The 24,480-nt window shown below is 48.8% G+C and carries 20 protein-coding genes; 11 read left to right on the top strand and 9 right to left on the bottom strand.

The window, feature by feature from the left end; translation table 11 throughout:
• Positions 1-193: 193 nt before the first annotated feature.
• Positions 194-910, bottom strand: coding sequence for a bifunctional 2-polyprenyl-6-hydroxyphenol methylase/3-demethylubiquinol 3-O-methyltransferase UbiG (gene ubiG, locus BL249_RS04500; protein ID WP_099706078.1), 717 nt, complete (start codon positions 908-910; stop codon positions 194-196).
• Between the two features lie 175 nt (positions 911-1,085).
• Here ubiG and gyrA point away from each other — a divergent pair, with 175 nt between their 5' ends.
• A complete protein-coding gene (gyrA, locus tag BL249_RS04495) occupies positions 1,086-3,719 on the top strand; it encodes a DNA topoisomerase (ATP-hydrolyzing) subunit A (RefSeq protein ID WP_099706077.1) in 2,634 nt (877 codons plus the stop codon).
• Positions 3,720-3,847: 128 nt separating this feature from the next.
• Here the strand turns inward: gyrA and argF are convergent, their stop codons facing one another.
• The 3 genes from argF to arcC all read right to left on the bottom strand — a co-directional run bounded on the left by argF (position 3,848) and on the right by arcC (position 6,777).
• On the bottom strand, positions 3,848-4,831 hold the full coding sequence (argF, locus tag BL249_RS04490) for an ornithine carbamoyltransferase (RefSeq protein WP_199073431.1): 984 nt from the start codon (positions 4,829-4,831) through the stop codon (positions 3,848-3,850).
• A 396-nt stretch (positions 4,832-5,227) separates the two neighbouring features.
• On the bottom strand, positions 5,228-5,851 hold the full coding sequence (locus tag BL249_RS04485; RefSeq protein WP_099706076.1) for a TetR/AcrR family transcriptional regulator: 624 nt from the start codon (positions 5,849-5,851) through the stop codon (positions 5,228-5,230).
• An 11-nt stretch (positions 5,852-5,862) separates the two neighbouring features.
• Positions 5,863-6,777, bottom strand: coding sequence for a carbamate kinase (gene arcC / locus BL249_RS04480; RefSeq protein ID WP_099706075.1), 915 nt, complete (start codon positions 6,775-6,777; stop codon positions 5,863-5,865).
• A gap of 267 nt (positions 6,778-7,044) precedes the next feature.
• On the opposite strand from arcC, the gene BL249_RS04475 reads away from it, so the two are divergent.
• The 3 genes from BL249_RS04475 (at position 7,045) to rcsC (ending at position 12,648) form a co-directional block, all read left to right on the top strand.
• The gene (locus tag BL249_RS04475; RefSeq protein ID WP_099706074.1) at positions 7,045-8,469 is read left to right on the top strand and encodes an APC family permease; all 1,425 of its coding nucleotides are present in this window, start codon (positions 7,045-7,047) and stop codon (positions 8,467-8,469) included.
• Positions 8,470-8,482: 13 nt separating this feature from the next.
• Positions 8,483-9,574 carry an agmatine deiminase gene (gene aguA, locus BL249_RS04470; RefSeq protein WP_099706073.1) on the top strand — a complete coding sequence of 364 codons (1,092 nt, stop codon included), beginning with the start codon at positions 8,483-8,485 and terminating at the stop codon, positions 9,572-9,574.
• Positions 9,575-9,780: 206 nt separating this feature from the next.
• Positions 9,781-12,648 carry a two-component system sensor histidine kinase RcsC gene (gene rcsC, locus BL249_RS04465; RefSeq protein ID WP_099706072.1) on the top strand — a complete coding sequence of 956 codons (2,868 nt, stop codon included), beginning with the start codon at positions 9,781-9,783 and terminating at the stop codon, positions 12,646-12,648.
• A gap of 53 nt (positions 12,649-12,701) precedes the next feature.
• Here rcsC and rcsB read toward each other — a convergent pair whose 3' ends face one another.
• Positions 12,702-13,352, bottom strand: coding sequence for a response regulator transcription factor RcsB (gene rcsB, locus BL249_RS04460; protein ID WP_099706071.1), 651 nt, complete (start codon positions 13,350-13,352; stop codon positions 12,702-12,704).
• Position 13,353: 1 nt separating this feature from the next.
• Positions 13,354-16,014, bottom strand: a complete 2,661-nt coding sequence (rcsD, locus tag BL249_RS04455; protein WP_099706070.1) for a phosphotransferase RcsD — start codon at positions 16,012-16,014, stop codon at positions 13,354-13,356.
• Positions 16,015-16,962: 948 nt separating this feature from the next.
• On the opposite strand from rcsD, the gene ompC reads away from it, so the two are divergent.
• Positions 16,963-18,075, top strand: a complete 1,113-nt coding sequence (ompC, locus tag BL249_RS04450; protein ID WP_099706069.1) for a porin OmpC — start codon at positions 16,963-16,965, stop codon at positions 18,073-18,075.
• A 24-nt stretch (positions 18,076-18,099) separates the two neighbouring features.
• On the opposite strand, the gene BL249_RS04445 is transcribed toward ompC, so the two are convergent.
• Positions 18,100-18,669 carry a TetR/AcrR family transcriptional regulator gene (locus BL249_RS04445; RefSeq protein ID WP_099706068.1) on the bottom strand — a complete coding sequence of 190 codons (570 nt, stop codon included), beginning with the start codon at positions 18,667-18,669 and terminating at the stop codon, positions 18,100-18,102.
• A gap of 91 nt (positions 18,670-18,760) precedes the next feature.
• Between BL249_RS04445 and BL249_RS04440 the strand changes: the two genes are divergently transcribed.
• The gene (locus tag BL249_RS04440; protein WP_168174289.1) at positions 18,761-19,219 is read left to right on the top strand and encodes a nuclear transport factor 2 family protein; all 459 of its coding nucleotides are present in this window, start codon (positions 18,761-18,763) and stop codon (positions 19,217-19,219) included.
• A gap of 74 nt (positions 19,220-19,293) precedes the next feature.
• Here the strand turns inward: BL249_RS04440 and BL249_RS19355 are convergent, their stop codons facing one another.
• The gene (locus BL249_RS19355) at positions 19,294-19,419 is read right to left on the bottom strand and encodes a hypothetical protein (RefSeq protein WP_256385425.1); all 126 of its coding nucleotides are present in this window, start codon (positions 19,417-19,419) and stop codon (positions 19,294-19,296) included.
• Positions 19,420-19,579: 160 nt separating this feature from the next.
• Here BL249_RS19355 and apbE point away from each other — a divergent pair, with 160 nt between their 5' ends.
• The 3 genes from apbE to BL249_RS04425 all read left to right on the top strand — a co-directional run bounded on the left by apbE (position 19,580) and on the right by BL249_RS04425 (position 23,039).
• Positions 19,580-20,650 carry an FAD:protein FMN transferase ApbE gene (gene apbE / locus BL249_RS04435; RefSeq protein WP_099706066.1) on the top strand — a complete coding sequence of 357 codons (1,071 nt, stop codon included), beginning with the start codon at positions 19,580-19,582 and terminating at the stop codon, positions 20,648-20,650.
• Complete coding sequence (gene alkB, locus BL249_RS04430; RefSeq protein ID WP_099706065.1) at positions 20,650-21,291, top strand: DNA oxidative demethylase AlkB; 642 nt, start codon at positions 20,650-20,652, stop codon at positions 21,289-21,291. The genes apbE and alkB overlap by 1 nt, the downstream gene beginning before the upstream one ends.
• A gap of 86 nt (positions 21,292-21,377) precedes the next feature.
• On the top strand, positions 21,378-23,039 hold the full coding sequence (locus BL249_RS04425; protein ID WP_099706064.1) for a multidrug ABC transporter permease/ATP-binding protein: 1,662 nt from the start codon (positions 21,378-21,380) through the stop codon (positions 23,037-23,039).
• Between the two features lie 137 nt (positions 23,040-23,176).
• On the opposite strand, the gene BL249_RS04420 is transcribed toward BL249_RS04425, so the two are convergent.
• A complete protein-coding gene (locus tag BL249_RS04420; protein ID WP_099706063.1) occupies positions 23,177-23,383 on the bottom strand; it encodes a hypothetical protein in 207 nt (68 codons plus the stop codon).
• 544 nt (positions 23,384-23,927) lie between these two features.
• Here BL249_RS04420 and BL249_RS04410 point away from each other — a divergent pair.
• Together BL249_RS04410 and BL249_RS04405 are read left to right on the top strand one after the other, a co-directional pair.
• Complete coding sequence (locus BL249_RS04410; protein ID WP_099706061.1) at positions 23,928-24,314, top strand: GntR family transcriptional regulator; 387 nt, start codon at positions 23,928-23,930, stop codon at positions 24,312-24,314.
• Between the two features lie 35 nt (positions 24,315-24,349).
• Positions 24,350-24,480 (top strand): IS1 family transposase (locus BL249_RS04405; protein ID WP_342633895.1); only part of this gene is annotated, 131 nt, incomplete at its 3' end.

The following is a 24,480-nucleotide window of genomic DNA, read 5'->3' as shown; positions in this document are numbered from 1 at the left end:
AGGCGGCCAGCTGGCCGGTTTTTTGGACATAACAGCCCTGGCGCTGAAAACAATGACGCTTTTCAACGCGTTTAACCTTGTTGCAGTCTGATGACAAGTCGTCGGCCTGTAAAACAACAAAACGATCTGTCAGCCGGGCTGGTGCTAAGAATTTATTATGGCCGCCGGCAGGATGCCGGTGGCCAGCCGGGGCTTAGCTATCCTGTGCCGGATACTGGGTATGCAGCATGTAATTCACGTCAACGTTGCGGCCAAGATAAAATGTATTACGCAGCGGATTAAAATGTAATCCGATAATGTGTCGTTCCCGCAGCGGGGTATTATCGACCCAGTCCAGCAGTTCGGCAGGACGAATAAATTTCTTAATATCATGGGTACCGCGCGGCACCATCCGCAGCAGGTATTCTGCGCCGACAATCGCCAGTAGCCAGGCTTTGCTGTTACGGTTAATGGTTGAAAAGAATACGTCGCCGCCGGGTTTCACCAGCCGGGCGCAGGCGGCCACCACCGAGCTGGGGTCCGGAACGTGTTCCAGCATTTCCATGCAGGTGACCACATCATAGTGACCGGCATACTGGCGGGCATGTTCCTCAACGGTTTGCTGGATATAATCGATCTTCAGGCCACTTTCCATTGCATGTAAACGTGCCACTTCCAGCGGCTCTGCACCCATATCCAGCCCGGTGACATCGGCGCCTTCACGCGCCATGCTCTCACTCAAAATGCCGCCACCGCAGCCGACATCCAGCACCTTTTTAGCAAACAGGCCGTTGCTACGACCGGCGATATAATTCAGTCGCAATGGGTTAATACGATGCAGCGGTTTAAATTCGCCTTCCGGGTCCCACCAGCGGGAAGCCACCGCTGCAAATTTTGCGATTTCCTGACTATCGACGTTATTTATACTCATAGGCTTACCACTCCGCTCGATTTTGCGCGAGTATATCGCGTTATGGGTTAAATGGGCAGGACAGCGCGAGGCGCTATTTCCGGTTTTAACCTCGCTTTTCGTTCACCCGCACCGCACAATGTGGTATGATTTTGCACCTTTGAATCCGGGAATAATTTAGAAGGAAAGCGCCTACATGAGCGACCTGGCCAGAGAAATCACACCGGTTAATATTGAAGAAGAGTTGAAAAACTCCTATCTGGATTATGCGATGTCGGTTATTGTCGGCCGCGCGTTACCCGATGTTCGTGATGGGCTGAAACCGGTACACCGTCGCGTGTTGTATGCGATGAATGTACTGGGCAACGACTGGAATAAGCCTTATAAAAAGTCGGCGCGTGTAGTGGGTGATGTGATTGGTAAATATCACCCTCATGGCGACTCGGCGGTTTATGACACTATTGTCCGTATGGCTCAACCCTTCTCCCTGCGCTATATGCTGGTGGATGGTCAGGGTAACTTCGGTTCTATTGATGGCGACTCAGCCGCCGCCATGCGTTACACCGAAGTTCGTATGGCGAAAATTGCCCATGAACTGCAGGCGGACCTGGAAAAAGAAACCGTCGATTTCGTGCCAAACTATGACGGCACTGAACAAATCCCTGAAGTCATGCCGACGAAAATCCCTAACCTGCTGATTAACGGCTCGTCAGGTATTGCGGTCGGCATGGCAACCAATATTCCTCCCCATAACCTTACCGAAGTCATTAACGGCTGCCTGGCTTATATTGACGATGAAAACATTTCGGTTGAAGGATTGATGGAATACATTCCCGGACCCGATTTCCCGACAGCCGCTATTATCAATGGCCGCCGTGGTATTGAAGAAGCCTATCGGACCGGTCGTGGCAAAGTGTATATTCGTGCCCGTGGTGAGGTTGAAACCGACGCAAAAACCGGTCGTGAAACCATCATCATTCATGAAATTCCCTACCAGGTAAACAAAGCGCGTCTTATCGAAAAGATTGCCGAGCTGGTGAAAGACAAACGTGTCGAAGGCATCAGCGCATTGCGCGACGAGTCCGATAAAGACGGCATGCGCATTGTTATCGAAGTAAAACGTGACGCGGTGGGTGAGGTGGTTCTCAACAACCTTTATTCACTGACGCAGCTGCAGGTCTCGTTTGGCATTAATATGGTTGCTCTCTATCAGGGGCAGCCGAAAATTATGACCCTGAAAGAGATCCTTGAGGCTTTCGTACGCCACCGGCGTGAAGTGGTGACGCGTCGCACCATCTTTGAATTGCGTAAAGCGCGCGATCGAGCCCATATCCTTGAAGGGCTGGCGGTGGCGCTGGCAAATATCGATCCGATCATTGAACTGATTCGTCGGGCCCCGACGCCAGCTGAAGCGAAAACCGGCCTGATGGCGCAGTCCTGGGCATTAGGGAACGTTGCGGCGATGCTTGAACGCGCGGGGGATGATGCCGCACGTCCGGAATGGCTCGAAGAGCAATATGGTATCCGTGATGGCCAGTATTATCTGACCGAACAGCAGGCGCAGGCGATTCTTGATCTGCGACTGCAAAAACTCACCGGGCTTGAGCACGAAAAGCTGCTGGATGAATATAAAGAGTTACTGGCGCAGATTGGCGAACTGTTGCGCATTCTGGAAAGTGCCGAACGGTTGATGGAAGTGATTCGCGAGGAGCTGGAGGCGGTTCGCGATCAGTTCGGTGACCCACGGCGCACAGAAATTACTGCTAACAGCGCCGATATTAACATTGAAGACCTGATTAATCAGGAAGATGTGGTCGTTACGCTGTCGCATCAGGGGTATGTTAAGTATCAGCCGCTGAGCGATTATGAAGCGCAGCGTCGCGGTGGCAAAGGGCGTAGTGCTGCCAGAATTAAAGACGAAGACTTTATTGATCGCTTACTGGTTGCCAACACACACGATACTATCCTGTGCTTCTCCAGCCGCGGACGTCTCTACTGGATGAAAGTCTATCAGCTGCCGGAAGCCAGCCGCGGTGCACGTGGCCGGCCAATCATTAATTTGCTGCCCCTTGAAGCTAACGAACGTATTACCGCCATTCTGCCGGTACGGGAATATGCTGAAGGCTGCAATGTGTTTATGGCAACCGCCAATGGCACCGTGAAGAAAACCGCGCTGACTGAATTCAGCCGTCCGCGCAGCGCCGGTATCATCGCGGTGAATCTGCGTGAAGACGATGAGCTGATTGGCGTTGCGCTCACCAACGGACAGGATGAAGCGATGCTGTTTTCTGCCGGCGGAAAAGTGGTGCGCTTTAGCGAGCTGGCAGTCCGTACTATGGGGCGTACCGCATCCGGTGTGCGTGGTATCCGGCTGGCTGAAGGGGATCGCGTGGTATCGCTTATTATTCCACGTGACGAGGGCGCAATTCTCACCGTCACCCGCAATGGTTATGGTAAACGCACCGGTAATAGTGAATACCCGATCAAATCCCGTGCGACTCAGGGGGTCATATCTATCAAAGTGACCGAGCGAAACGGGCCGGTGGTTGGGGCGGTGCAGGTGGTGGACAGCGATCAGATTATGATGATCACCGACGCCGGTACGCTGGTACGTACCCGGGTATCTGAAGTCAGCGTGGTTGGCCGTAATACCCAGGGCGTTATTCTGATTCGCACCGCCGAGGATGAAAGCGTGGTCGGTCTTCAGCGCGTAGCTGAACCGGTTGAAGACGAAGAACTGGATGCGATCGATGGTAGCCTGGCAGAAGGTGAAGATGACATTGCCCCTGAAACGGACAGTGATGATGAGCCGGTTGCTGATGATGAGTAATCTGTGCTGCTTGCGCTAAACGTGCTAAAAAAGAGGAGCTTTTGCTCCTCTTTTTTTATCCGCTGATTACAGGCCAGCTAAGAATGAATGAACCCGGTGATAGTGTTCAATTTTGGTATCTTCGCTCGCTACCGCGATATCTTTGTAGGTGAAATAAACCAGCAGGCCATCTGAGCGGTCAGACGGTTTTCTGCTTCATCGAAGATGACTGAGTTACCTGATTCCATCACTTCGCGCGTGCATTCTCGCTGATCGTTTGCCGGCAGGCAGTGCATGAATAAGGCCTTCGGACCGGCTTTGTTCATTAATTCTTCCGTGACCACATAATCGGGGATAAAGGTGGACAGTCGAATATCTTTTTCATCTTCCTGACCAAACCAATAAAAACTATCGGCAACGACGACATCACAGCCTTTAACCGCATCGGTATCTTCGGTAATCACCAGTTTTCCGCCGGACGTTTCGCAATTGCCCAGTGCGATTTCAATCCATTTTTGCGGTGCTTTAAAGCGGTCAGGGCAAATATGTTTGAAGGTCATCCCGAACTGGGTGCAGGCAAACATCAGCGAAGAAGCGACGTTGGTTGCATCACCGACAAAGGCTACCGTCAGATCGCTGAGCGTTTTACCTTCCGGCAAGTGTTCATGCATGGTAAACAGGTCAGCCATGATTTGTGTCGGATGCAGCCAGTCACACAAGCCATTGATGACCGGAACGGTGGAGTGCTCTGCCAGTCCTGCTACGGTTTCATGATGATTTACCCGTGCCATAATCACGTCCACCATACGTGACAGTACCCGTGCGGTGTCTTCCAGATTTTCTTTGGCACCGAGGTGAATATCTTTTGGTGAAAGAAACAGCGCGTGACCGCCAAGAGCCGTAGCGGCAGTTTCAAATGAAACCCGCGTACGGGTTGAGGGCTGTTCGAAGATCATGGCAACAGACTTATTCTTAAATAGCTGTGGCACGGCATTATCGCGCCGGGCTTGCTTGAGCAGCGTCATCAAATGCAAAATATCGCTCAGTTCCTCTTTAGTAAAGTCCTGGGTGTTGAGGAAATGGCGCAAAGTGGGTTTGTGCAAATTGGTTGCGCTGGAGGACGGTAATCTCATAAACAGCTCCTTTGTTGTCAACAAATAAATGCCGGTGAGGCATATACAACGATTACAAAACACATTATCTGCCGGCTGAAATTCACTTTCTTCAATCAGAATCAGAAATCGGTTTTTTAGCGCTACTTTTTAAATAATCTTGACTGCGTTCATATAATTTCCCTGAAAAAGCAGGAGTTGTTCGATAGCATTTTTTAATCATACTGGCTGAAATATAAGTAATGCTTCATTTAACGAGATGAATTTAATTAGTATGATTAAAGGATTTATTTATGAGCAGATGTTTTTTAAATCTATATGGCGGAAAATACCCGTCGATTTTTCATCCGATAGAATAATTTTTCAGGCAGCATGTTAATTAAAATAATAACCATTATTGATAGTTTTATTACGGAACTATATTGCTCTTGTCATGTTTTTTGGCAGATAGGTGCCTAAATAGGCTTCGGTGATAATGATCGCTTCGCGTTCCATCTCCGCGGTAATTGTGCCACCCTCACGAAAGTTCATGGCATACACCTTATCAGCCAGCTGAAGTGCAATACAAAATATATTAACGTCTTGCGGTAATTCCGGCAGCTGAAAATAGCTGCGGTAAATGCTTTCTACCTGCTGGCCTAGCAGAATATCATTTTCGGCATCGGCATCGGCATCGGCATCGGCATGGCTGACGGAAGTGTATGTATGGTGTCCTAACAGAATATGCTGAACAAGGGGGGTGTTGCGGTAATGCTCGACGAAACTTTGTTCTATCATACGGTTTATATCGGTCCAGTGGTTGACCTTGCTGTCATCGACCGCGTGATGTAAAACCCGGGAGAACTCACTGAAAACATCATTCATTAACTCGCAGAACAATGCTTCAATATTTGGATAGTGATGGTAGACGGTAGAGGCTGCAATAGCAGCCTCGCGTGCGACATCGTAAATTGAAATGGTATTTATACTACGTTGTGTGGCTAACTGAATAGCGGCCTGGCGAATTCGCTTCAATCGATGTTCTGTTGGTTCTTTTCTCATATTTTCTTCTGTTAAGGATGAATATGGGTACCCGACTTCCCTTCCATAATCAATGCCGCTTTATGCAGTGAACCAATATGCCCGGTACCTGAAGTCAGGCGGGCAAAATCACAACAGGCAGCGACTTTTGGACCCATTGAACCGGCAGCAAATTTATACCGCTCAATCTGTTCAACGGTGATGTCGTATAACGGCTTTTCGTCAGGTTTTCCCCAGTTAACACAGACATTATCACCATCAGTCAGAATGAGAAAGTGCTCAGCATTCAATTGCTTAGCTAATGTTGCGGCGGAAAGGTCTTTGTCAATGACGGCTTCTACGCCTTCAGGACCCTCGGGATGATATACCACAGGACAGCCACCGCCACCACAGCAAATGACCATATTTCCGGCCGCTAATAGTGCGTGAATACTGTCGATTTCAACGATACTTTGTGGTGCGGGTGAAGGAACCACCCGGCGCCAGTATTCGCCATCGGGTTTAATATCCCAGCCAAATTCTTTTGCTCTCTCCCTGGCTATCTGTTCACTGTATACCGGACCAATAAATTTATTAGGATCTTTAAATGCGGGATCGTTTTTATCTACTCTTACTTGAGTAAGTAACGTACTGACTGTCATTTCAGGTATATATTTTTTTAATGACTGTGCCAGCATGTAACCTATCATTCCCTGACTTTCTGCGCCTAATACATCCATCGGATAAGGTGGTACGTCACGATACGATAACCCTTGCAATGCCAGTAAACCAACTTGTGGCCCGTTACCGTGAACAATGACAACGCGCCAGGATTTATTCAGCTCAGCCAGAGAATGCGCGGCGACATCGATGTTTTTTTTCTGATTTTCATAGCTCATTACTTCTCCACGTTGTAATAAAGCATTTCCGCCTACAGCGACGACTAATACAGGTTTTTCTTTGTTCATTTCGGTTGCCTTTTTCAGTATTACGTCATAAGAAAATACTGTTAATACCCCATTTTGAATTTTGATTAGAATCAATGATGCTTGTTAAAAAAAATAGGTTGTCGGTAATTATGGTGTTGTTCACGAAATTAACTTTGGGGTGTGATTATTTTTCGATAATTGATTCTGGTTTTCACCTGCCTGTGGTCATGAATCTATATTAACCGCATGAGGCTTGTCCGGTTAGAAATCTAAATTTCATGATAATTATTCACGGGGAGAAAATCTATGGATACGCAAGGTTCTGATAAGAAACTCGGGGTTGGCAGCCTTGCGCTGTTCAGCCTTTGTGCGGTTATAGTCATTGATACGTTAACTGCTTCGGCTTCTATAGGCGTCAGCGCAATTGGCTGGTGGTTAGTGACATTCATTATTTTTGTTATACCTTATGGCCTGATTACTTCTGAACTGGGAACCACTTATCTAGGGGAAGGTGGAATATATGATTGGGTGAAAAAAGCATTCGGTTACCGCTGGGCAGTCCGTACTACATGGTTTTATTGGGTAAATGTTGGTCTGTGGATGCCGGCGGTTTATATTATGTGTGCAGGAATGTTTGCTAATTTATTCTTTCCTGAATTGCCCTTATTATGGATTATTGTCTTATGTGTTGCTCTGACATGGTTGACAATCTGGATATGCAATATCTCTGTTGACGTTGGTGTCTGGGTATCAAATATAGGTGCAATCCTGAAAGTGTCAGTCATCGGCGTACTGGGTGTTTGTGGCTGTATTTATGCCTACAATCACGGTGTCGCCAATAAATTTAGTTTTTCTGCCATGTTACCCAGTCTGGATACCGGGGCCTCATTTTTACCGGCGTTAGTGTTTAACCTGATGGGGTTCGAACTGGTCGCAACCATGACCAAAGAGATGAAAAACGTTAACGATATGCCGAAATCCATTTTTCTGGCGGCAGGGATAACGGCATTTTTATACGTTTTCGGTACCGTCGGTATTCTGATGGCACTGCCGGTTGACAATATCAGCCTGGTGGGTGGCATTATCGACACCTTACATAAGTTATTTGGTGATTCGGCGCTGGGTTCTGCGATGGTCTATCTGGTAGGTACCATGGCGTTGCTGACTTTTCTCGGTAACATGGTGACATGGACAATGGGTGCCAGCCGCGCGGCCGCCGAAGCAGCAGGCGAGGGTGAATTACCTGCCGTATTTGCTAAAACATCCGCAAAGCATGGTACACCGGTGGGGGCGAATATGCTTACCGGCATTGTTTCTACACTGGTGATTGCCGCTTATGCGCTTTTTGCCCAGGACAGTGATGAACTTTTCTGGTCAGTTTTCGCCTTCTCCAGCTGTATCTTTTTGCTGCCTTATCTGTTCATGTTTCCTGCCTTTATCAAACTGCGTATCAGCGACGCTGCCACGCCACGCCCGTTTAAAGTACCCGGAAGCAAACTGGTGCAGTGGATTTTAAGCTGTATTTGCTTCCTGGTCATCCTGCAGGCAGTGGTGATATTTATCTTCCCTGAGCTCACCAAATGGCAGATGGATTGGGCATACAGTGGTCCGGTTCTGGCAGGGGTTGTGGTCACCGTTCTGATTGGTGAAATCCTGCTGCACCTGGCTGTGATGCATAAAAACCAGGAGGGAAATTCACATACTGCTTATTCTCAACAGAAACATATATGAAAAGGAATTTGTCATGAGCAAAAGAATTAATTCAACACCACGCCGGGATGGATTCAGAATGCCTGGTGAACATCAGCCCCAGCAGGAAATCTGGATGGTCTGGCCGGAACGTACCGATAACTGGCGTAACGGCGCTAAACCCGCACAGAAAATTTTTGTTGAAGTGGCAAAAGCAATTGCACAAACCACCCCGGTAACCATGGTGGCAAGTGCCGCACAATTCGCCCATGCACGTGAACTGTTGCCAGCCAATATTCGCTTGCTGGAGATGAGCAGTAATGACTCCTGGATGCGCGATATTGGCCCCACTTTTGTTATGAATGCGGAGGGTGAACGCCGTGGGGTGGACTGGCATTTCAATGCATGGGGTGGTTTAGTTGATGGACTTTATTTCCCCTGGGACAGAGACGATCAGGTTGCACAAAAAGTGTGTGAAGCCGGCGGCTTTGACAGCTACCGGGCGCCGATTGTACTTGAAGGTGGCTCTATCCACACGGATGGAGAGGGGACGTTATTTGTCACTGAAGAGTGTTTATTACACCCCAGTCGTAATTCGCAGCTGAACCGGCATGAAATTGAGCATGTTCTCTGTGAGTATCTGGGCGTGGATAAAGTTATCTGGATCCCTAACGGCCTGTTTAATGACGAAACTAACGGTCATGTTGATAACCTGATTCATGTGGTACGGCCTGGCGAAATTGTCCTGACCTGGTGTGATAATCCTTCAGATCCGCAGTATGATATTTCGCGCAAGGCGCTGGACGTGCTGGAAAGCCAGAGCGATGCTAAAGGCCGCAAAATTAAAGTACATAAGATTCCTCTGCCAGGTCCTCTTTACATTTCACAAGAGGAAGCCGACGGGGTTGACGTTTCCGAAGGGATGCAGCGTGAATCAGGCGAACGTCTCGCGGCTTCATATGCTAATTATCTGATTACCAATGGTCAGATAGTCTATCCGCTGCTGGATCCTAAACATGATGCTGAAATGGCTGCCCTGTTTAAAGAACTCTATCCAGGATACATGATAACCGGCGTACCGGCGCGCGAGATTCTGTTAGGCGGCGGCAATATTCACTGCATAACGCAACAAATTCCGGTTAAGTAACATGGCTAAAGACAGCGGCTAAAGGGCCGCTGTTATTTTATCCGCTGAGTTTGCATCGCCCGGTTAATTTTTGCCTTTATCCTGTTAACTGCGCCGCTGATTGCGCATTTTTTGCCTTGTGTTACTGGCTTTTTTAAACAGATAAAGTTAGTGTGTTTTTCTAATAACACCCGTCTTTTTGTCACGCATACCGCAGTGAGCACTGTTTGAAATATCTAGTCTCTTTTCGTACCACGCTTCGTATTTCCCGTTACTTGTCACGGGCAGTGGCGCTATTACTCTGGCTGCTTGGGGCTCTCGTCACAGTTTTTTACCTGATTAACGTATTGCACGGACGTGAAACAGCCATCCGACAGGAGCTGACGGTCAACTATGAACAGGTTGCATCCTTTGTTCGTGATTCCGCCAGCATCACCCGCCAGCTAAAATTTATTGCGGAAAATCGTCTCAGTAATACGGCAAACGTTTCGGACAAGGTGACGACTGGCAGCGCAGATAAGAATGTCAGTCTGCCTGAATTTTATCCGTTGTATTCCAGTTCAGACTGCAATGTCATGAGCAGTACCTGGCATAATTCGCTGGCTTCGCTGAGCTATTTTTTACAGTACTGGAAGTCCAACGTGACGACCTCTTATGAGCTAAACCGGGTGTTTTTTACCAGTAGCGACAGCCAGTGTCTGGCGGACTATACCCTGGGTAATAGCGCCTTTGAGCGGGAGAAAAGTTTTAAATCGCTGCAGGAGCACATTCTGCGATATCGCAACGGCAGCGAGGTTGACCGTAAAAACAGCATGACATGGGTGTCACCGGCAGCACAGCCGGGTATCGGATCATTTTATATGATGATGCCGGTTTATCTGGCCAATAAAGTGGCGGCGTTGCTGGGGGTGGAGCAGACATTGCGTCTGGAGGATTTTATTGCCCCAGGCAGCCTGGCGGTAGTGGCCACGCTGGTGGATCAGAATAATCAGCCTGTATTAAGCTCTTCCCGTAATAGTCCGGTTAATCAGAACAATTTGCCGGCCGATCATAGCTGGTTCGGTTACCTCAATAATTATGACCAGCTGGTATTTAAGCGGGCCCTTGTACCCTCAAATCTCAGTATCGTTTATTCCATACCCGGCGCCGTCCTGTTTGAACAACTGAAAATGGTGCTGATTAATGCCTTGTTGCTTAACCTGGTCAGTGCATTGATGCTGTTTACGCTCGCCTGGTTATTTGAGCGGCGTATGTTTCTGCCAGCCGAAGATAATGCCCATCGCCTTGAAGAACATGAGCAATTTAACCGTAAAATTGTTGCTTCCGCACCGGTGGGAATCTGCATTCTGCGTATCAGTGATGGCACCAACATTCTCAGTAACGAGCTGGCGCATAACTATCTGAATATGCTGACCCATGAAGACCGCCAGCGACTGACGGAGATGATCTGCGGTCAACAGGTCAATTTTGTTGATGTGCTGACCGGCAGTAATACTAACCTGCAGATCAGTTTTGTGCATTCACGCTACCGTAATGAAAATGTGGCTATTTGCGTGCTGGTTGACGTCAGTACCCGCGTGCAGATGGAACGGTCGTTGCACGAAATGGCCCAGGCCGCTGAACAGGCCAGCCAGTCAAAATCGATGTTTCTTGCGACCGTCAGTCATGAGCTGCGTACGCCCCTGTATGGCATTATTGGTAATCTGGATTTATTACAGACAAAATCATTGCCAAAAGGCGTGGATACGCTGGTCACTGCGATGAATAATTCTTCCAATCTGTTGCTGAAAATTATCAGCGATATTCTCGATTTTTCTAAAATTGAATCGGAACAACTGCGTATTGAACCCCGTGAATTTTCACCCGTCGAAATTCTTACGCACATAACCGCCAACTATTTATCGCTGATTGTTAAAAAACATCTGACGCTGTATGTTCTGATTGAACACGACGTTCCCGCTACGCTGGATGGTGATCCGATGCGGTTGCAGCAGGTCATTTCTAACCTGTTAAATAATGCCATTAAATTCACTCACACAGGCGGAATCACTCTGCATGCCTTTGTGCATGAGGGCTATCTGGCCATCCGGGTTCGTGACACCGGGGTAGGGATACCGGGTAGAGAACTGACGCGTCTTTTCGACCCCTTTTTTCAGGTGGGCACCGGGGTACAGCGTAACTTTCAGGGGACCGGCCTGGGACTGGCTATCTGCGAAAAACTGGTCAATATGATGGATGGCGACATTCAGGTGGATGCGGAACCTGGTATGGGAAGTCAGTTTATTGTCCGTATTCCATTATACAATAGCCGGCGGGCAGCCCCTGTACTGCATCAGTCTCTGGCCGGTCAGCGCGTCTGGCTGGTGATGCGCAACGACGTGCTGGCGGCGTATCTCACCCGCCTGCTCGCCGCCGAGGGTATGGCGGTATATCGCAGTGACTCTCCTTGTACCAATAAAGAAGATGTGCTGATCAGCGATTATCTTTTACCTGACGAACCGCTTTCACGGGCCACTATTCTGTTTGATAATCGCCACATTGAGGCGCCGGTTGAACGGGCCCCAGGTCACTGGGTTATCAGTACCGTTGCGCCACATGAACTGCCGCTGTTACTGGCGAAGATATATGGTGCGGATGTTGATGCAGCCGATGCGCGTGTCAGGTCAATGCCAGTGGTACAGCCTGATTCTAACGAGGATATTCTTATTCTTGTGGTTGATGACCATCCAATCAACAGGATGCTGCTTTCGGAACAGCTGAACACGCTGGGTTATCAGGTGAAAATGGCTCAGGATGGGATGGATGCGTTGAATGTGATGGGGCGCTCTGAGATTGATATTGTGCTTACTGATGTCAATATGCCCAATATGGACGGTTATCGTCTGACTCAACGCCTGCGTGAGAGTGGCTGGACATTCCCCATCGTTGGCGTTACGGCTAATGCGCTGGCGGAAGAAAAACGGCGTTGTATCGATGCCGGGATGGACAGCTGTCTTTCTAAGCCGGTGACGCTGGATACGCTGCGTCATGCATTGGCGCGTTATGCCGAGCAGGTGCGGCGCAGTCGGCAACAGCCTGACAAGCAATCAATTTGAAGTAATAAAATAAAAAGCCGGGGATAACCGGCTTTTTACTCTTATTCTGAAAATTAATCTCTGTCCGGCAGTGCCGTATTTACAGAGGAAAGATAATTAAGCAGCGCAATATCATTATCAACACCAAGTTTCATCATCGCTGATTTTTTCTGACTGCTGATAGTCTTAATACTGCGATTGAGTTTTCTGGCAATTTCTGTCACCAGAAATCCTTCGGCAAACAGGCGTAAAACTTCACTCTCTTTCGGTGATAAACGTTTGTCACCGTAGCCACCAGCGCTAATTTTTTCCAGTAATTTAGCAACGCTATCAGGGGTATATTTCTTGCCTTTTTGCAGCGCAGCCAGCGCTTTTGGCAGATCGGTCGGGGCTCCCTGTTTTAATACAATGCCTTCTATATCCAGGTCCAGCACTGAGCTGAGAATCGCCGGGTTATTGTTCATGGTGAGCACAATAATCGACAGATCTGGATAGTGGCGTTTGATGTATTTTATCAGCGTGATCCCATCACCATACTTTTCTCCCGGCATCGAAAGATCGGTAATCAGGACATTTGCGTCCAGCCTGGACAGACTATTAATCAGCGCTGTTGAGTCTTCAAACTCACCCACTACATTGACCCATTCGATTTGCTCCAGTGACTTACGGATACCGAACAGAACAATAGGATGGTCATCGGCGATAATTACGTTCAGATTATTCATATTATTGGTTACCCTGCTGCAGCAGTTCATTGACGTACTGGTCAATTTGACTGGTGGTATTTTCAATGTTTGATGTATCACATGCTTTGATGTGCTGTTCTAAAATTTCACAAAGTCGCTTGCCCTGAGTTAAATTTAACATGGCAAACACACCTTTTAAACGATGTGCTGTCAGAGCAAGCGAACTGTAGTCCTCATTCGTGGCTTCATTATACAGTCTCTTTACATCATCTGGTACTGTGTCAACAAATAGTTGGAAATATCCACTGGCAATTTGCTGTGAGGTGACCTCCTCCGTTTCCGTTACACCCTCTTCGGAAAGTTGTTGTTCAATCAATTGCAGCAGGGCGTCCTGCATTGCGCCAGTAATATTAAAGTTAACGCGAAACTGGCCGGGGCCAATTGCAGTAAAACCTGGTTCATCATCAGTGAGCAGTAACGACCATGCGGACAGATTCGCCGGGTCGTCAGTCAGTAACAGATCGTATTCCTGACTGGATAGACGCTCATCGGGCATCAGGCAGATGGCCCCCCAGTTCTCCAGCAGTCGAATGACGATTTTACGGATATCTTCCACGGCGATATCAATCAACGTGGTGACACCTTCCAGTAATTTTTCTTCCCGTTCCTGCTGTGGTTCCTGCGGGGCGTGAAGAGTGACATTGTAGCGTGTACCGATGTCAGGGCGTGCCTGAATTTCCAGCGCGCCGCCCAGCTGTTTGCACAGCTGTTTGCACAGGAAAAAGGCCAGACCGGAAGCGGCACCAAAGCGGTCTGCACTGGTTTCGCCAAGAAAAGGAAAGTCGGTATTACCGATTTCCTCTTCCTTTAGCCCGCTACCGGTATCAACAATCTGCATCACCAGCTGGTCCGGGCGTTCGGCGGGGCTGCTGATTTTCATGCTGATTCTGCCCCAGGCCGTGGTGGTTATGGCGTAATGCAGCAGGGTTGACAGGACTTTGTGAATCGCACGGCTGTCACCAAAACGCATCTCTTCGCTGGAAAGCTGATTATCAACAATCAGTTGCAAGCCTTTACGGGTAATTGAGGGCAGGATTTCCTGCGTCAGTGCATCTAACAGCTGCTGCAGATTAAATGAGGCAGCATCCGGTGCCCAGTCCTGAATTTCCAGCTGGTTTAACAACACAATATCATCAACCAGACGGCTGAGTCCCTGGGAAGCGTCGATAGCCTGCGCCTGGGTTTCTTCCAGTCGTGATGGCGCAATGGCCTGCAATTTTTCAACTAATAGTTTCAGCGGTTTTTGCAATGAATGGCCAAGATTTTGCAATAACTGCTGACGAATCTGATGATTTTTATCCAGGATTTGCTGGGCGCGCTGGAGTTTTTTATTCACCAGCAGTTCCCGATCCTGATCACGCATTAAAAATAACTGGGTCTGCGGGGCAATCATGCTGCGGGCGTGACGAATTTCATAGACTTCATTATTGACGGTTGCCTGCAGAACGCCCTGATGCTGGTCCGACATATTTATGATTTTTTGCAGATTTAAATGTGGCAGCAGATGTTCGGCGATTTTATTGCTGATGATGGTACGGTTAGCGGCAAAGTCATATACCAGTAAGCCGAGCGGCAGGCTGCTGACAATTTCTTCATTCAGCATACGAACTGAATCCAGTTCGGCGCTCTGGTGTTCCCCCGGTCGCAGAGACTGTTGTCGTAACAGAAAAAGTCCGGCTAACGACAGTATCAGTAGTATAAAATCTGCCAGCAGTGGCCAGAGCAGGTTGCGTAGCGTGTCGGCAATCAGGTTTGTGACTGATACCCGATAAAGTAGCTGTAATGGCGTGCTGGGTAATGATGCAGTGATTTCAATATTGGGATTAGTAAACGCAACGTGCGTATTGTTACTCATCTCATCATCATCATCGGCGTCATCATCCTCATTGACTGCCGAGTTATCCTGCCTGAGCTGAAAGTTTTCCAGCGGCATGGTGGCGGGAATCAAATCGTTGATGGGAAGATCGAAAGCAACAACCGTTGCCAGGTGGCCCGGCTGATTAAAAGTCGTCCGCAGGGTAAAATAGTGATCGTTTTGCCAGGTGAAACGGCGCAATGGCGAAAAACTTTCCCGTTCATCCAGTGCCGTTGCCTGTTGCAACATCTCAGCCCGCCGGGCATCGACCAGATTATTTATCGCGGTTTCTTTATAGCGTGTGGCCATATCTTTCAAAGGCAGGGTGGAAATCACGATCAGGCTGTTATCCTGGCCGTTAAGAAAATACATTGACCAGTTGCTGTTTTCAGCGCCCCACAGCGTATCAAGGTAATCAGATATGCGTTGGGTCATGTCCAGGGTATTGCCGTCATGCGAGCCAAAGATCAGGGCTTCGGTTTTACGCCGGTTTTTTTCAAGGTAGTAAACGTCAGGGCGCAGGCGGGTTTCCTGCAGATTACCCGGTGTGGCTCCCGCTGCACTGGCTGCCAGATTTTCATAAATCTGCCAGGTGGCAAAGCGGTAAGTATCGATACGTTTTTGCATGCTGTGCGCGATACTGGCCATATCATAGCGCTTGCTCGTCAGCCATGAATTGACCGCGCTGTTTACCATAAAGCCCAGAGCCAGAAGTAACACCACAATGAACAGCACGAAAAATCGTGTCACGTTGCCTGAGGTAAATGAAAGCTTGTAGGGCAGCATAGTGTCTCTGTCAGAGGCAAATTAATGGATAACCAGCTGGGCGTTTGCGCCGCCGCAACCAAGACTAAAAAAACAAAAATAAAGGCTGTTGGCGGCACGGAACCGTCGCCAGAGCGAAAATCCTGCAGAGCATAAGCATATTGCATCAGAACCGATTGGTCAGAATACCTGTATATTCGCAGGATGTCATGACGGAAATTTCCCATTACTGTAAGCGGTGACACCGTCTTGCTGGCGGGAAGTTTTCTGCCGTGGCATTTCCGCTGTAACCTCACTCGCTGTGTCTGCTACCGATCGGTGAGTGAAGGCCGATCGCGTTGACTGGTCACGCTGTCACTGCGACAACCAGACAAGGCGCTATTTTTATCAGCGGCAATATTAACGCTTCGCTTGCTAATGTGAAAGCAGCTTATTAAAGCAGGCTGAGGCATTTTTTTTGTGGCAGAAAGGCGAACGTAAAAAAATAAGAATTATCCGTATATTTAGAAAGGTTGAACTAACTTGACATTTTCTGACAAATTAAGCAAAACAAAAAAATGCCGGATACTAAGATCCGGCGATAAAAATAAGGGTAAAACAACTCATTCGGGGTGAATGAAGGTAATAACTAAAAAAATGATGATAGCGCGTTAAATTTTATGGGTAGATTAGTCTTTTGTTTTATCATTCAGTGCGCCATGAAATGAAATATTATAACTTACTGATATGTATAATTATTTATATAATGTTTGTTTTATGATAATTATTTTTTGCCAAATTGTGCTGATTGAAAGTTCCGCGTAATTTACACTCTGAAATACCTTTCATACTCAATGAAACATATTTGGAAATTTAGTAGCAATTACGAAGTAGATTATTACTCCTCGGGTATTAACATGAATGCGCCGGTTGAATATTCAGCATTCAGCTTGCAGTGGCAATTAAGGCACATAACTAGAGGGTAATTAAATGAAAATTCGTATTCTGTCTCTGATGGTTCCTGCGCTTTTAGCAGCAGCCGGGAGCGCCAGCGCAGCGGAAGTTTACAATAAAGATGGCAACAAATTGGATCTTTACGGTAAAGTCGACGGCCTGCACTATTTCTCCAAGAACGACAGTTCAGATGGCGATAAATCATATATGCGTTTAGGCGTTCAGGGCGAAACGCAGATCTCTAATCAGCTTACTGGTTATGGTCAATGGGAATACCAGTATAATCTGAATAATTCTGAAGGCAGCGATTCTAACTCTGGCAATGCGACCCGTATCGGTTTTGCTGGCCTGCGCTTTGGTGATGCCGGTTCATTCGACTACGGCCGTAACTATGGTGTTATCTATGACGTAGCCGCCTGGACCGACGTACTGCCAGAATTCGGTGGCGATACCTATGGCGCGGATCAGTTCATGTTCCAGCGTGGTAACGGTATGGCGACTTACCGTAATAATAACTTCTTTGGCCTGGTTGACGGCTGGAACTTTGCCGTGCAGTACCAGGGTAAAAACAACAGCCCGTCAGGTGAAGGCGGTCGTGACATGCTCAATTCCAACGGCGACAGCTGGGGTCTGAGCACCACTTATGACTTGGGTGCTGGTGTCAGTATCGGTGCGGCAATGTTCCAGGCCGACCGTACTGATACGCAGAACGCACCGGGTGCACTGGGTCGCGGTAAAAAAGCTGAAGCCTACACCGGCGGCGTGAAATATGATGCCAATAATATTTATCTGGCAGCGCAGTACACCCGTTCCAACAAGGCGACCCGTTTTGGCGATAGCACTAACGGCAGCTCGGCTTATGGCTATGCGCACAGCGCGGATAACTGGGAACTGGTTGCTCAGTATCAGTTCGACTTCGGTCTGCGTCCGTCACTGGCCTTCCTGTCTTCTCGCGGTAACGATATTGAAGGTTATGGCAACCAGGACCTGAAAAAATATGTTGATGTGGGTGCCACTTACTTCTTCAACAAAAACATGTCTACGTATGTTGACTATCAGATCAACCTGATGAAAGACAACGACTTTACACGCAGTGCCGGTATCAATACCGACAACGTTGTGGGTCTGGGTCTGGTTTATCAGTTCTAAGACTGACCGGTGGCGTAGCCTCGGTTACGCCGCCAGTAAGCCTTTCAGAGCCTGTTGCAGGCTCTTTATCACCTCTTCACTGTTTTTTCCAATTTGCGCCTGAACAATTGCCCCCTCAACTAACATGCAAACGCTCTGAATGACCCATTGTGGTTGTGCGCGAAGTGCGGAGGCTATTTCACTGTACATCTGCTGCTTGTGCATCTGAACCAGTGCCATACATTGCGGATTGTCATTCCCCAGCTCGGCTGCGGCGTTAATAAATGCACAGCCGCGGAAACGTTCTTCCTGAAACCAGCTGAGCAGAGTGGTGCCTAATGCGCGGTCGAAGCTCTGGCCCTGTGCCAGTGCTTCGGTCAGTTGCGCAGAAAAAGCGGCTAACCAGCACTGATGTCTTCGCTGAAGGAAGGCAATGATCAGGTCTTGTTTAGACGGAAAATGACGATAGAAGGTAACTTTCGTTACGCCCGCCTCGGCAATAATTCGATCAATTCCGGTTGCCCGTATTCCCGCCTGATAGAAAAGCGCGCTGGCCTGATAAAGAATACGTTCCCGCGCCGGTGCGCTGGCATCAAACTGACTATCAGCAAGCATTATTCTCTCCGTTAAACGCAAGTAGACAGAGTGGTCTACTTGTGATTAATATCCATGTAGACAGATTAGTCTACATACTAAGGAGTAAATGATGTCTTTGCTACCCCCTTTTGATTTCAACAGTGCGCAACAGAAAGTACGCTTTGCCGAAGACGCCTGGAATAGCTGCGATCCGGCGCGTGTTGCCAGCGTTTATACGCTGGATACCCGCTGGCGCAACCGCAGCGAATTTATTGAAGGGCGTCAGGCCGTTGAGCAATTTTTACAGCGTAAATGGCACAAAGAACAGCACTACCGGCTCATTAAAGAACTCTGGGCATGGCACCAGCAGGTGATTGCCGTGCGTTTTGCTTATGAATGGCAAAATGACCAGGGGCAATGGTTTCGTAGCTATGGTAATGAAAACTGGCGCTTTAATCCCGACGGACTCATGGCAGAACGTTATGCCAGTATTAATGATGTGCCGATCGGTGAATCACAACGTCTGTTTCGCTGGTCTGGTGCTCGCCGTCCCGATGATCATCCCGGGCTGACGGCGCTGGGGTTGTAAACAGACGCTGAGCAATATGATGGTAAGCAGGTAACGCCCCTGCTTTCACCTGGGCGGTGAGAGCAGGGGGCTGTTTAGCGATGACGCTGGTTGCGCAAAGGATGTTTCAGGAATCCCTTACGGTTGGTGTGGTGGTGATGTTTGATCCCCGAGTATACAAGCACGGCGATTGATGCCGCCAGGAGCAGATAAAAAGCCATGAAATTCTCCTGCTAATTTAAGTTATAGTGACGCTGTCTTTAATAAATTGTCAGGCGCCAGATTGCCGTAACTGACGAAGTTTTTAACTCGGAATTATCTCTAATTTCCTTAGGTAACAATAAGATAGTTCCATTTAATAATCAGGTTTGATGCAGCAGAATGAAGAAAAAAGTCATTTATTTTATTGGTTTTTGGTCAATTCTTGTACTTTCTGGCTGTGATAACAGTCAGCCTGTCCGGCAACAAAATGGTCTGGTTTTACAAGGGAAAACAATGGGAACCGTCTGGCGGGTTAGTCTGGCGGGTGTTGATAGTCAGCGCCAGCACGCGCTTCAGCAGGCGATTCAGCAGCAATTAGATCAGGATGACCAGACGCTCTCCACCTGGAAATCCGACTCGGTACTGTCGCGATTTAACCAGTATCAGGGCACGTTACCACAACCGGTGAGCGATGATATGGCGGATATTATTACCACGTCGCTGCGTATTGGACGCAAGACCGCAGGGGCAATGGATATCACCGTAGGTCCGCTGGTCAATTTGTGGGGTTTTGGTCCGCAAAAACAGCCGGTATCTACGCCAGAACAACGTCAGATTGATGCGGCGCGCGCGCTAACCGGCTTGCAGCATCTGAAGGTGATTGAACAGGGTAATGGCGCTTTTATACAAAAAGATATACCTGGGCTGTATGTCGATCTGTCAACTATCGGCGAAGGCTATGCCACCGACCACCTGGCGCGGCTGATGGAACAGCAGGGCATCACCAATTATCTGGTGTCGGTGGGGGGCGCGGTATTATCACGTGGGCTCAATGCGCAGGGTAAGCCGTGGCGCGTGGCGATACAGAAGCCAACCGATCAACAAAATGCGGCGGAAGCGATTGTTGATTTACAGGGGCATGGCATCAGTACGTCGGGCAGCTATCGTAACTATTATGAACTTGATGGTAAGCGTATTTCGCATATCATCGACCCGGCCAGCGGACGACCGATCCAGCATCGACTGGTATCAGCGACCGTTATTGCCACCACGGCAATGGAAGCCGATGGCTGGGATACCGGTTTGATGGTGCTGGGTGAACAGCGCGCTCAGGCGCTGGCATTAAAGGAAAAACTGGCCGTATTTCTGATAATGAAAACCGACAGCGGATTCCGCAGCTGGATGTCACCGCAGTTTAAGACCTTTCTGCGTCAGCAGGACCAGCAGGATCAGCATGACGGAGGGAGTTAATGCTTGATTTATTTAGCGGTGAAGCGCCCTGGTCTGAACCGCTGGCAGAAGGGGCGCTGATTTTGCGCCGCTTCGCGCTGGTGCAGGCGGGTGACCTGCTCAAGGAAATTGAGCATATCGCCGCGCGTAATCCGTTTTATCACCGCATTACGCCGGGAGGACATCGTATGTCTGTGGCGATGACAAACTGCGGCGATTTTGGCTGGTCGACCGATAGCCGCGGTTATCAGTACCGTCGTGAAGACCAGCAAAGCGGGCACCGCTGGCCAGCAATGCCCGCATGCTTTCGTGCTCTGGCCGTGCAGGCTGCCGGAGCGGCAGGTTTTCGCGAATTTAATCCCGATGCCTGCCTGATTAATCGCTATGCGCCAGGGGCAAAACTGACGCTGCATCAGGATAAGGATGAGAAAGATCTGCGCCAGCCGATTGTCTCGGTGTCTCTCGGTTTACCGGCGGTTTTTCTGTTCGGGGGGTTCGAACGCGAAGCCGCCACCCAACGTCGGTTGCTCGAACATGGTGACGTGGTGGTCTGGGGAGGACCTTCCCGCTTGCGTTTCCATGGTATTTTACCGCTAAAAGCGGGCATTCATCCGCAATGCGGCGCTTTTCGCTATAACCTGACCTTTCGCCGGGCTTTCTGACTGGCTGCCTGAATATGAGAATAATTATTGCTATCGCTTAGCATCTGATTAAACTGCTGGCAGTTTATCACTCCTGGGGTGTTGTTATGGCGTTATTGCTCGTGGTGTTGAAACAGTACCGCTGGCCCTTTATCGCAGTCATTTTACTCAGCTTGCTGAGTGCGGGCCTGGGCATTGGTATGATTGCGTTCATTAATCGTGAACTGATTGTCACCGCCGATGCTTCTTTTCGCGTTTTACCGGCGTTTTTATTGTTATTACTGTTGTTGCTGGCCATTACGCTGGCGTCGCAACTGGCGCTGACTCAGCTCGGACATCATTTTGTCTATCGTCTGCGCGGTGAATTTATTAAACGTCTTCTCGATACCCAGGTCGCGCGTATTGAACAGATTGGTCAGGCACAATTGCTTGCCGGGCTCACCAGTGATATCCGCAACATCACCCTTGCCTTTGTGCGTCTGCCTGAACTGATTCAGGGTATTATCCTGACCATTGGCTCAGCGGCTTATCTTGGCTGGCTTTCTCCTGCCATGCTGGCGGTAACATCAATCTGGGTCGCCGTTACCCTGGCAGGCGGCTGGATGCTGGTCAGGCGGGTATACCGACATATGGCATCGCTACGGGAAATTGAAGACCGCTTGTATGCCGATTACCAGACGGTGATTGATGGCCGTAAAGAGCTGGCTTTAAATCGCCAGCGGGCTGAGCAGATTTATCAACAGGTGTATGACGCTGATGCCCGGGCATATCGTCACCATATTGTGCGCGCCGACACTTTCCATCTGAGTGCGGTTAACTGGTCAAATATCATGATGCTCGGCGCTATAGGACTGGCTTTCTGGCTGGCAAATGGCCTGGGCTGGGCAGACACTGCCGTTGCTGCGACCTATTCCCTGACCTTATTATTTTTACGCACGCCTTTGCTTTCTGCTGTCGGGGCGCTGCCCACGCTGCTTAGCGCCCAGGTGGCATTTAATAAGCTTAATACCTTCAAACTTTCCGATTATCAGCCTGCCTTTCCATGCCAGCCGGCGCCAGACCGCTGGCAGACGCTGGAATTACGTAATCTGCTATTTCATTACGGCGCACAGGGTTTTTCGGTTGGTCCGCTTAATCTGACGCTAAAACGCGGTGAGCTGGTTTTTTTAATCGGTGGCAATGGCAGTGGGAAGTCAACGCTGGCAATGCTGCTCACCGGCCTTTATCAGCCGCTGTCCGGCCAGATCCTGCTGGACGGACAACCGGTGGCAGCTGAAAATCTGGAAAGTTACCGCCGGCTGTTTTCTGCGGTATTTACCGATGTCTATTTGTTTGACCGTCTGATTGGAGCACAAGGCGAGGCGGCTCCGGCCGGCCTGGTATCAGACTGGCTACGCCGCTTAAAAATGGACAACAAGCTACAGTTACAAGACAACCGGGTGATGAATCTGAAGTTATCAAAAGGGCAGACTAAGCGTCTGGCTTTGCTGCTGGCGATTGCCGAACAGCGCGATATTTTGTTGCTGGATGAATGGGCTGCCGATCAGGACCCGCATTTTCGCCGGGAGTTTTACCGCCAGCTGCTGCCACAGCTGAAAGCACAGGGAAAAACCGTGCTGGCAATCAGCCATGATGATCACTATTTCATCCATGCTGACCGGCTGCTGGAAATGCGTGGCGGACAGCTGTATGAGCTGACGGGTGAAGAGCGGGCACAAGCTTCACTGGATGCCGTACAGCGCACGGAAATGTCTGATGTACGCCAGTAAGTGACAACAGTAATGCCCGCTCAGCCGGTTTTTCAGGCTGGTGGCGAGCGAAAATCTGTAATAGATTGGGAAAACCGATTGCGGTTGTCTGTAGAGCAAGCCATAGCGCATAAAGCGGTCTGGCCTGCCTGCTGACATTATTCATTAGGGGGAACGGAGAACCCTTTCAGCGATACCACGAAATAGCGGCTGCTGCGGGAAATCTTTGCACCTCTTTCACACCAGTGACTTGCCAGCCGGAAAAAATCGTCAGAGCCAATATCATAAGCCAGCTCGACTTTGTTGGCGCCCGAGAGCAGCAGCATTTCAGCATCGCCTGCGCTTTTTGCCTTTACTGTGGCCATGGAATTACCTGTAAGTTTGTTTAATGCTGGTTTAGTTTAAGTTAATCAGATGATGATTTTGTGACAAATTTATGACAATTAATTAAAATAACCGCTCTGGCGAATAAACAGACTGAGCCAGTTAAAAATAAGTATATTTTTTCTACACTTTGATTTTAAAAACAAAAAAATAATAAAGCCTTCAATAACCAGGCGCATTCTGAACGCTTTTTATTCTGTTAACATATTGTAAATGGCACGATGGAAAACCAATATCCCGCAAGCCCTTATTCGCTGAAAATAGCGCCAGATCGGGTTCATCATTTATTGCGCCTGGCCGGCGTGCATTTTCAGGCCGACTCCTTGTTAGAAAGCCTGTCTGTGTATTGCTATGGTGCAATAAATCCCTTCGCTGCACTGCTTCTGTGCGCAGATCTTTGCCGCCAGACCGCCGCTGATTTTTTATTATTGCTTTAAATTAATAAGTTACAAACATTTTACTATTTGGCACATTTCATGCAACACGTTATAACATGTTATAGTGAGTGGGTGGAAAATAGCCAATATGGAATCAGACAAAGTGAGTGCCAGTGGACTGGAAGAGCTGCAGGCCTTTCAGTTCGATCCGTCAAACCCGATGTATATTCAGATCAAAGAATATCTGCGGTCACGGATCCTGGAAGGCAGTTACAGCCCGAATCAGAAGATGCCTTCTGAAAGTGAAATGATGGACGCTTTCAGCGTCAGTCGTATCACTATTCGCCAGGCACTTAACGATCTGCAAAGCGAAGGGCTGGTGTTTAAAGTTCATGGTAAAGGAACTTTTGTCGCGGGGCCACGGGCCACTCAGGATTTGGGGCAGTTGCAGGGCTTTGGTATTGCAATGCGTCAGATGGGCTATGAAACCTATTCACGGTTGCTCTCATTTCAGGTGATGCCTCTAATTGGTTGAATCTGATGTATAATGCGGGCTTTTGAGGTTCTCTTATGGCCAGCGTTAACGTTCATTGTCCCCGTTGTCAGTCTGTTCAGGTTTACCGCCATGGTCAGAACCCTAAAGGCTATGACAGATTTCGCTGCCGTGACTGCCACCGCGTGTTTCAACTCACTTACGCTTA

The sequence above is a fragment of the Erwinia sp. OLFS4 genome, assembly GCF_002752165.1.
Classification (GTDB): domain Bacteria; phylum Pseudomonadota; class Gammaproteobacteria; order Enterobacterales; family Enterobacteriaceae; genus Izhakiella.
Note: the sequence above shows the minus strand (reverse complement) of the source record. Positions and strands in the feature narration are given on the sequence as shown.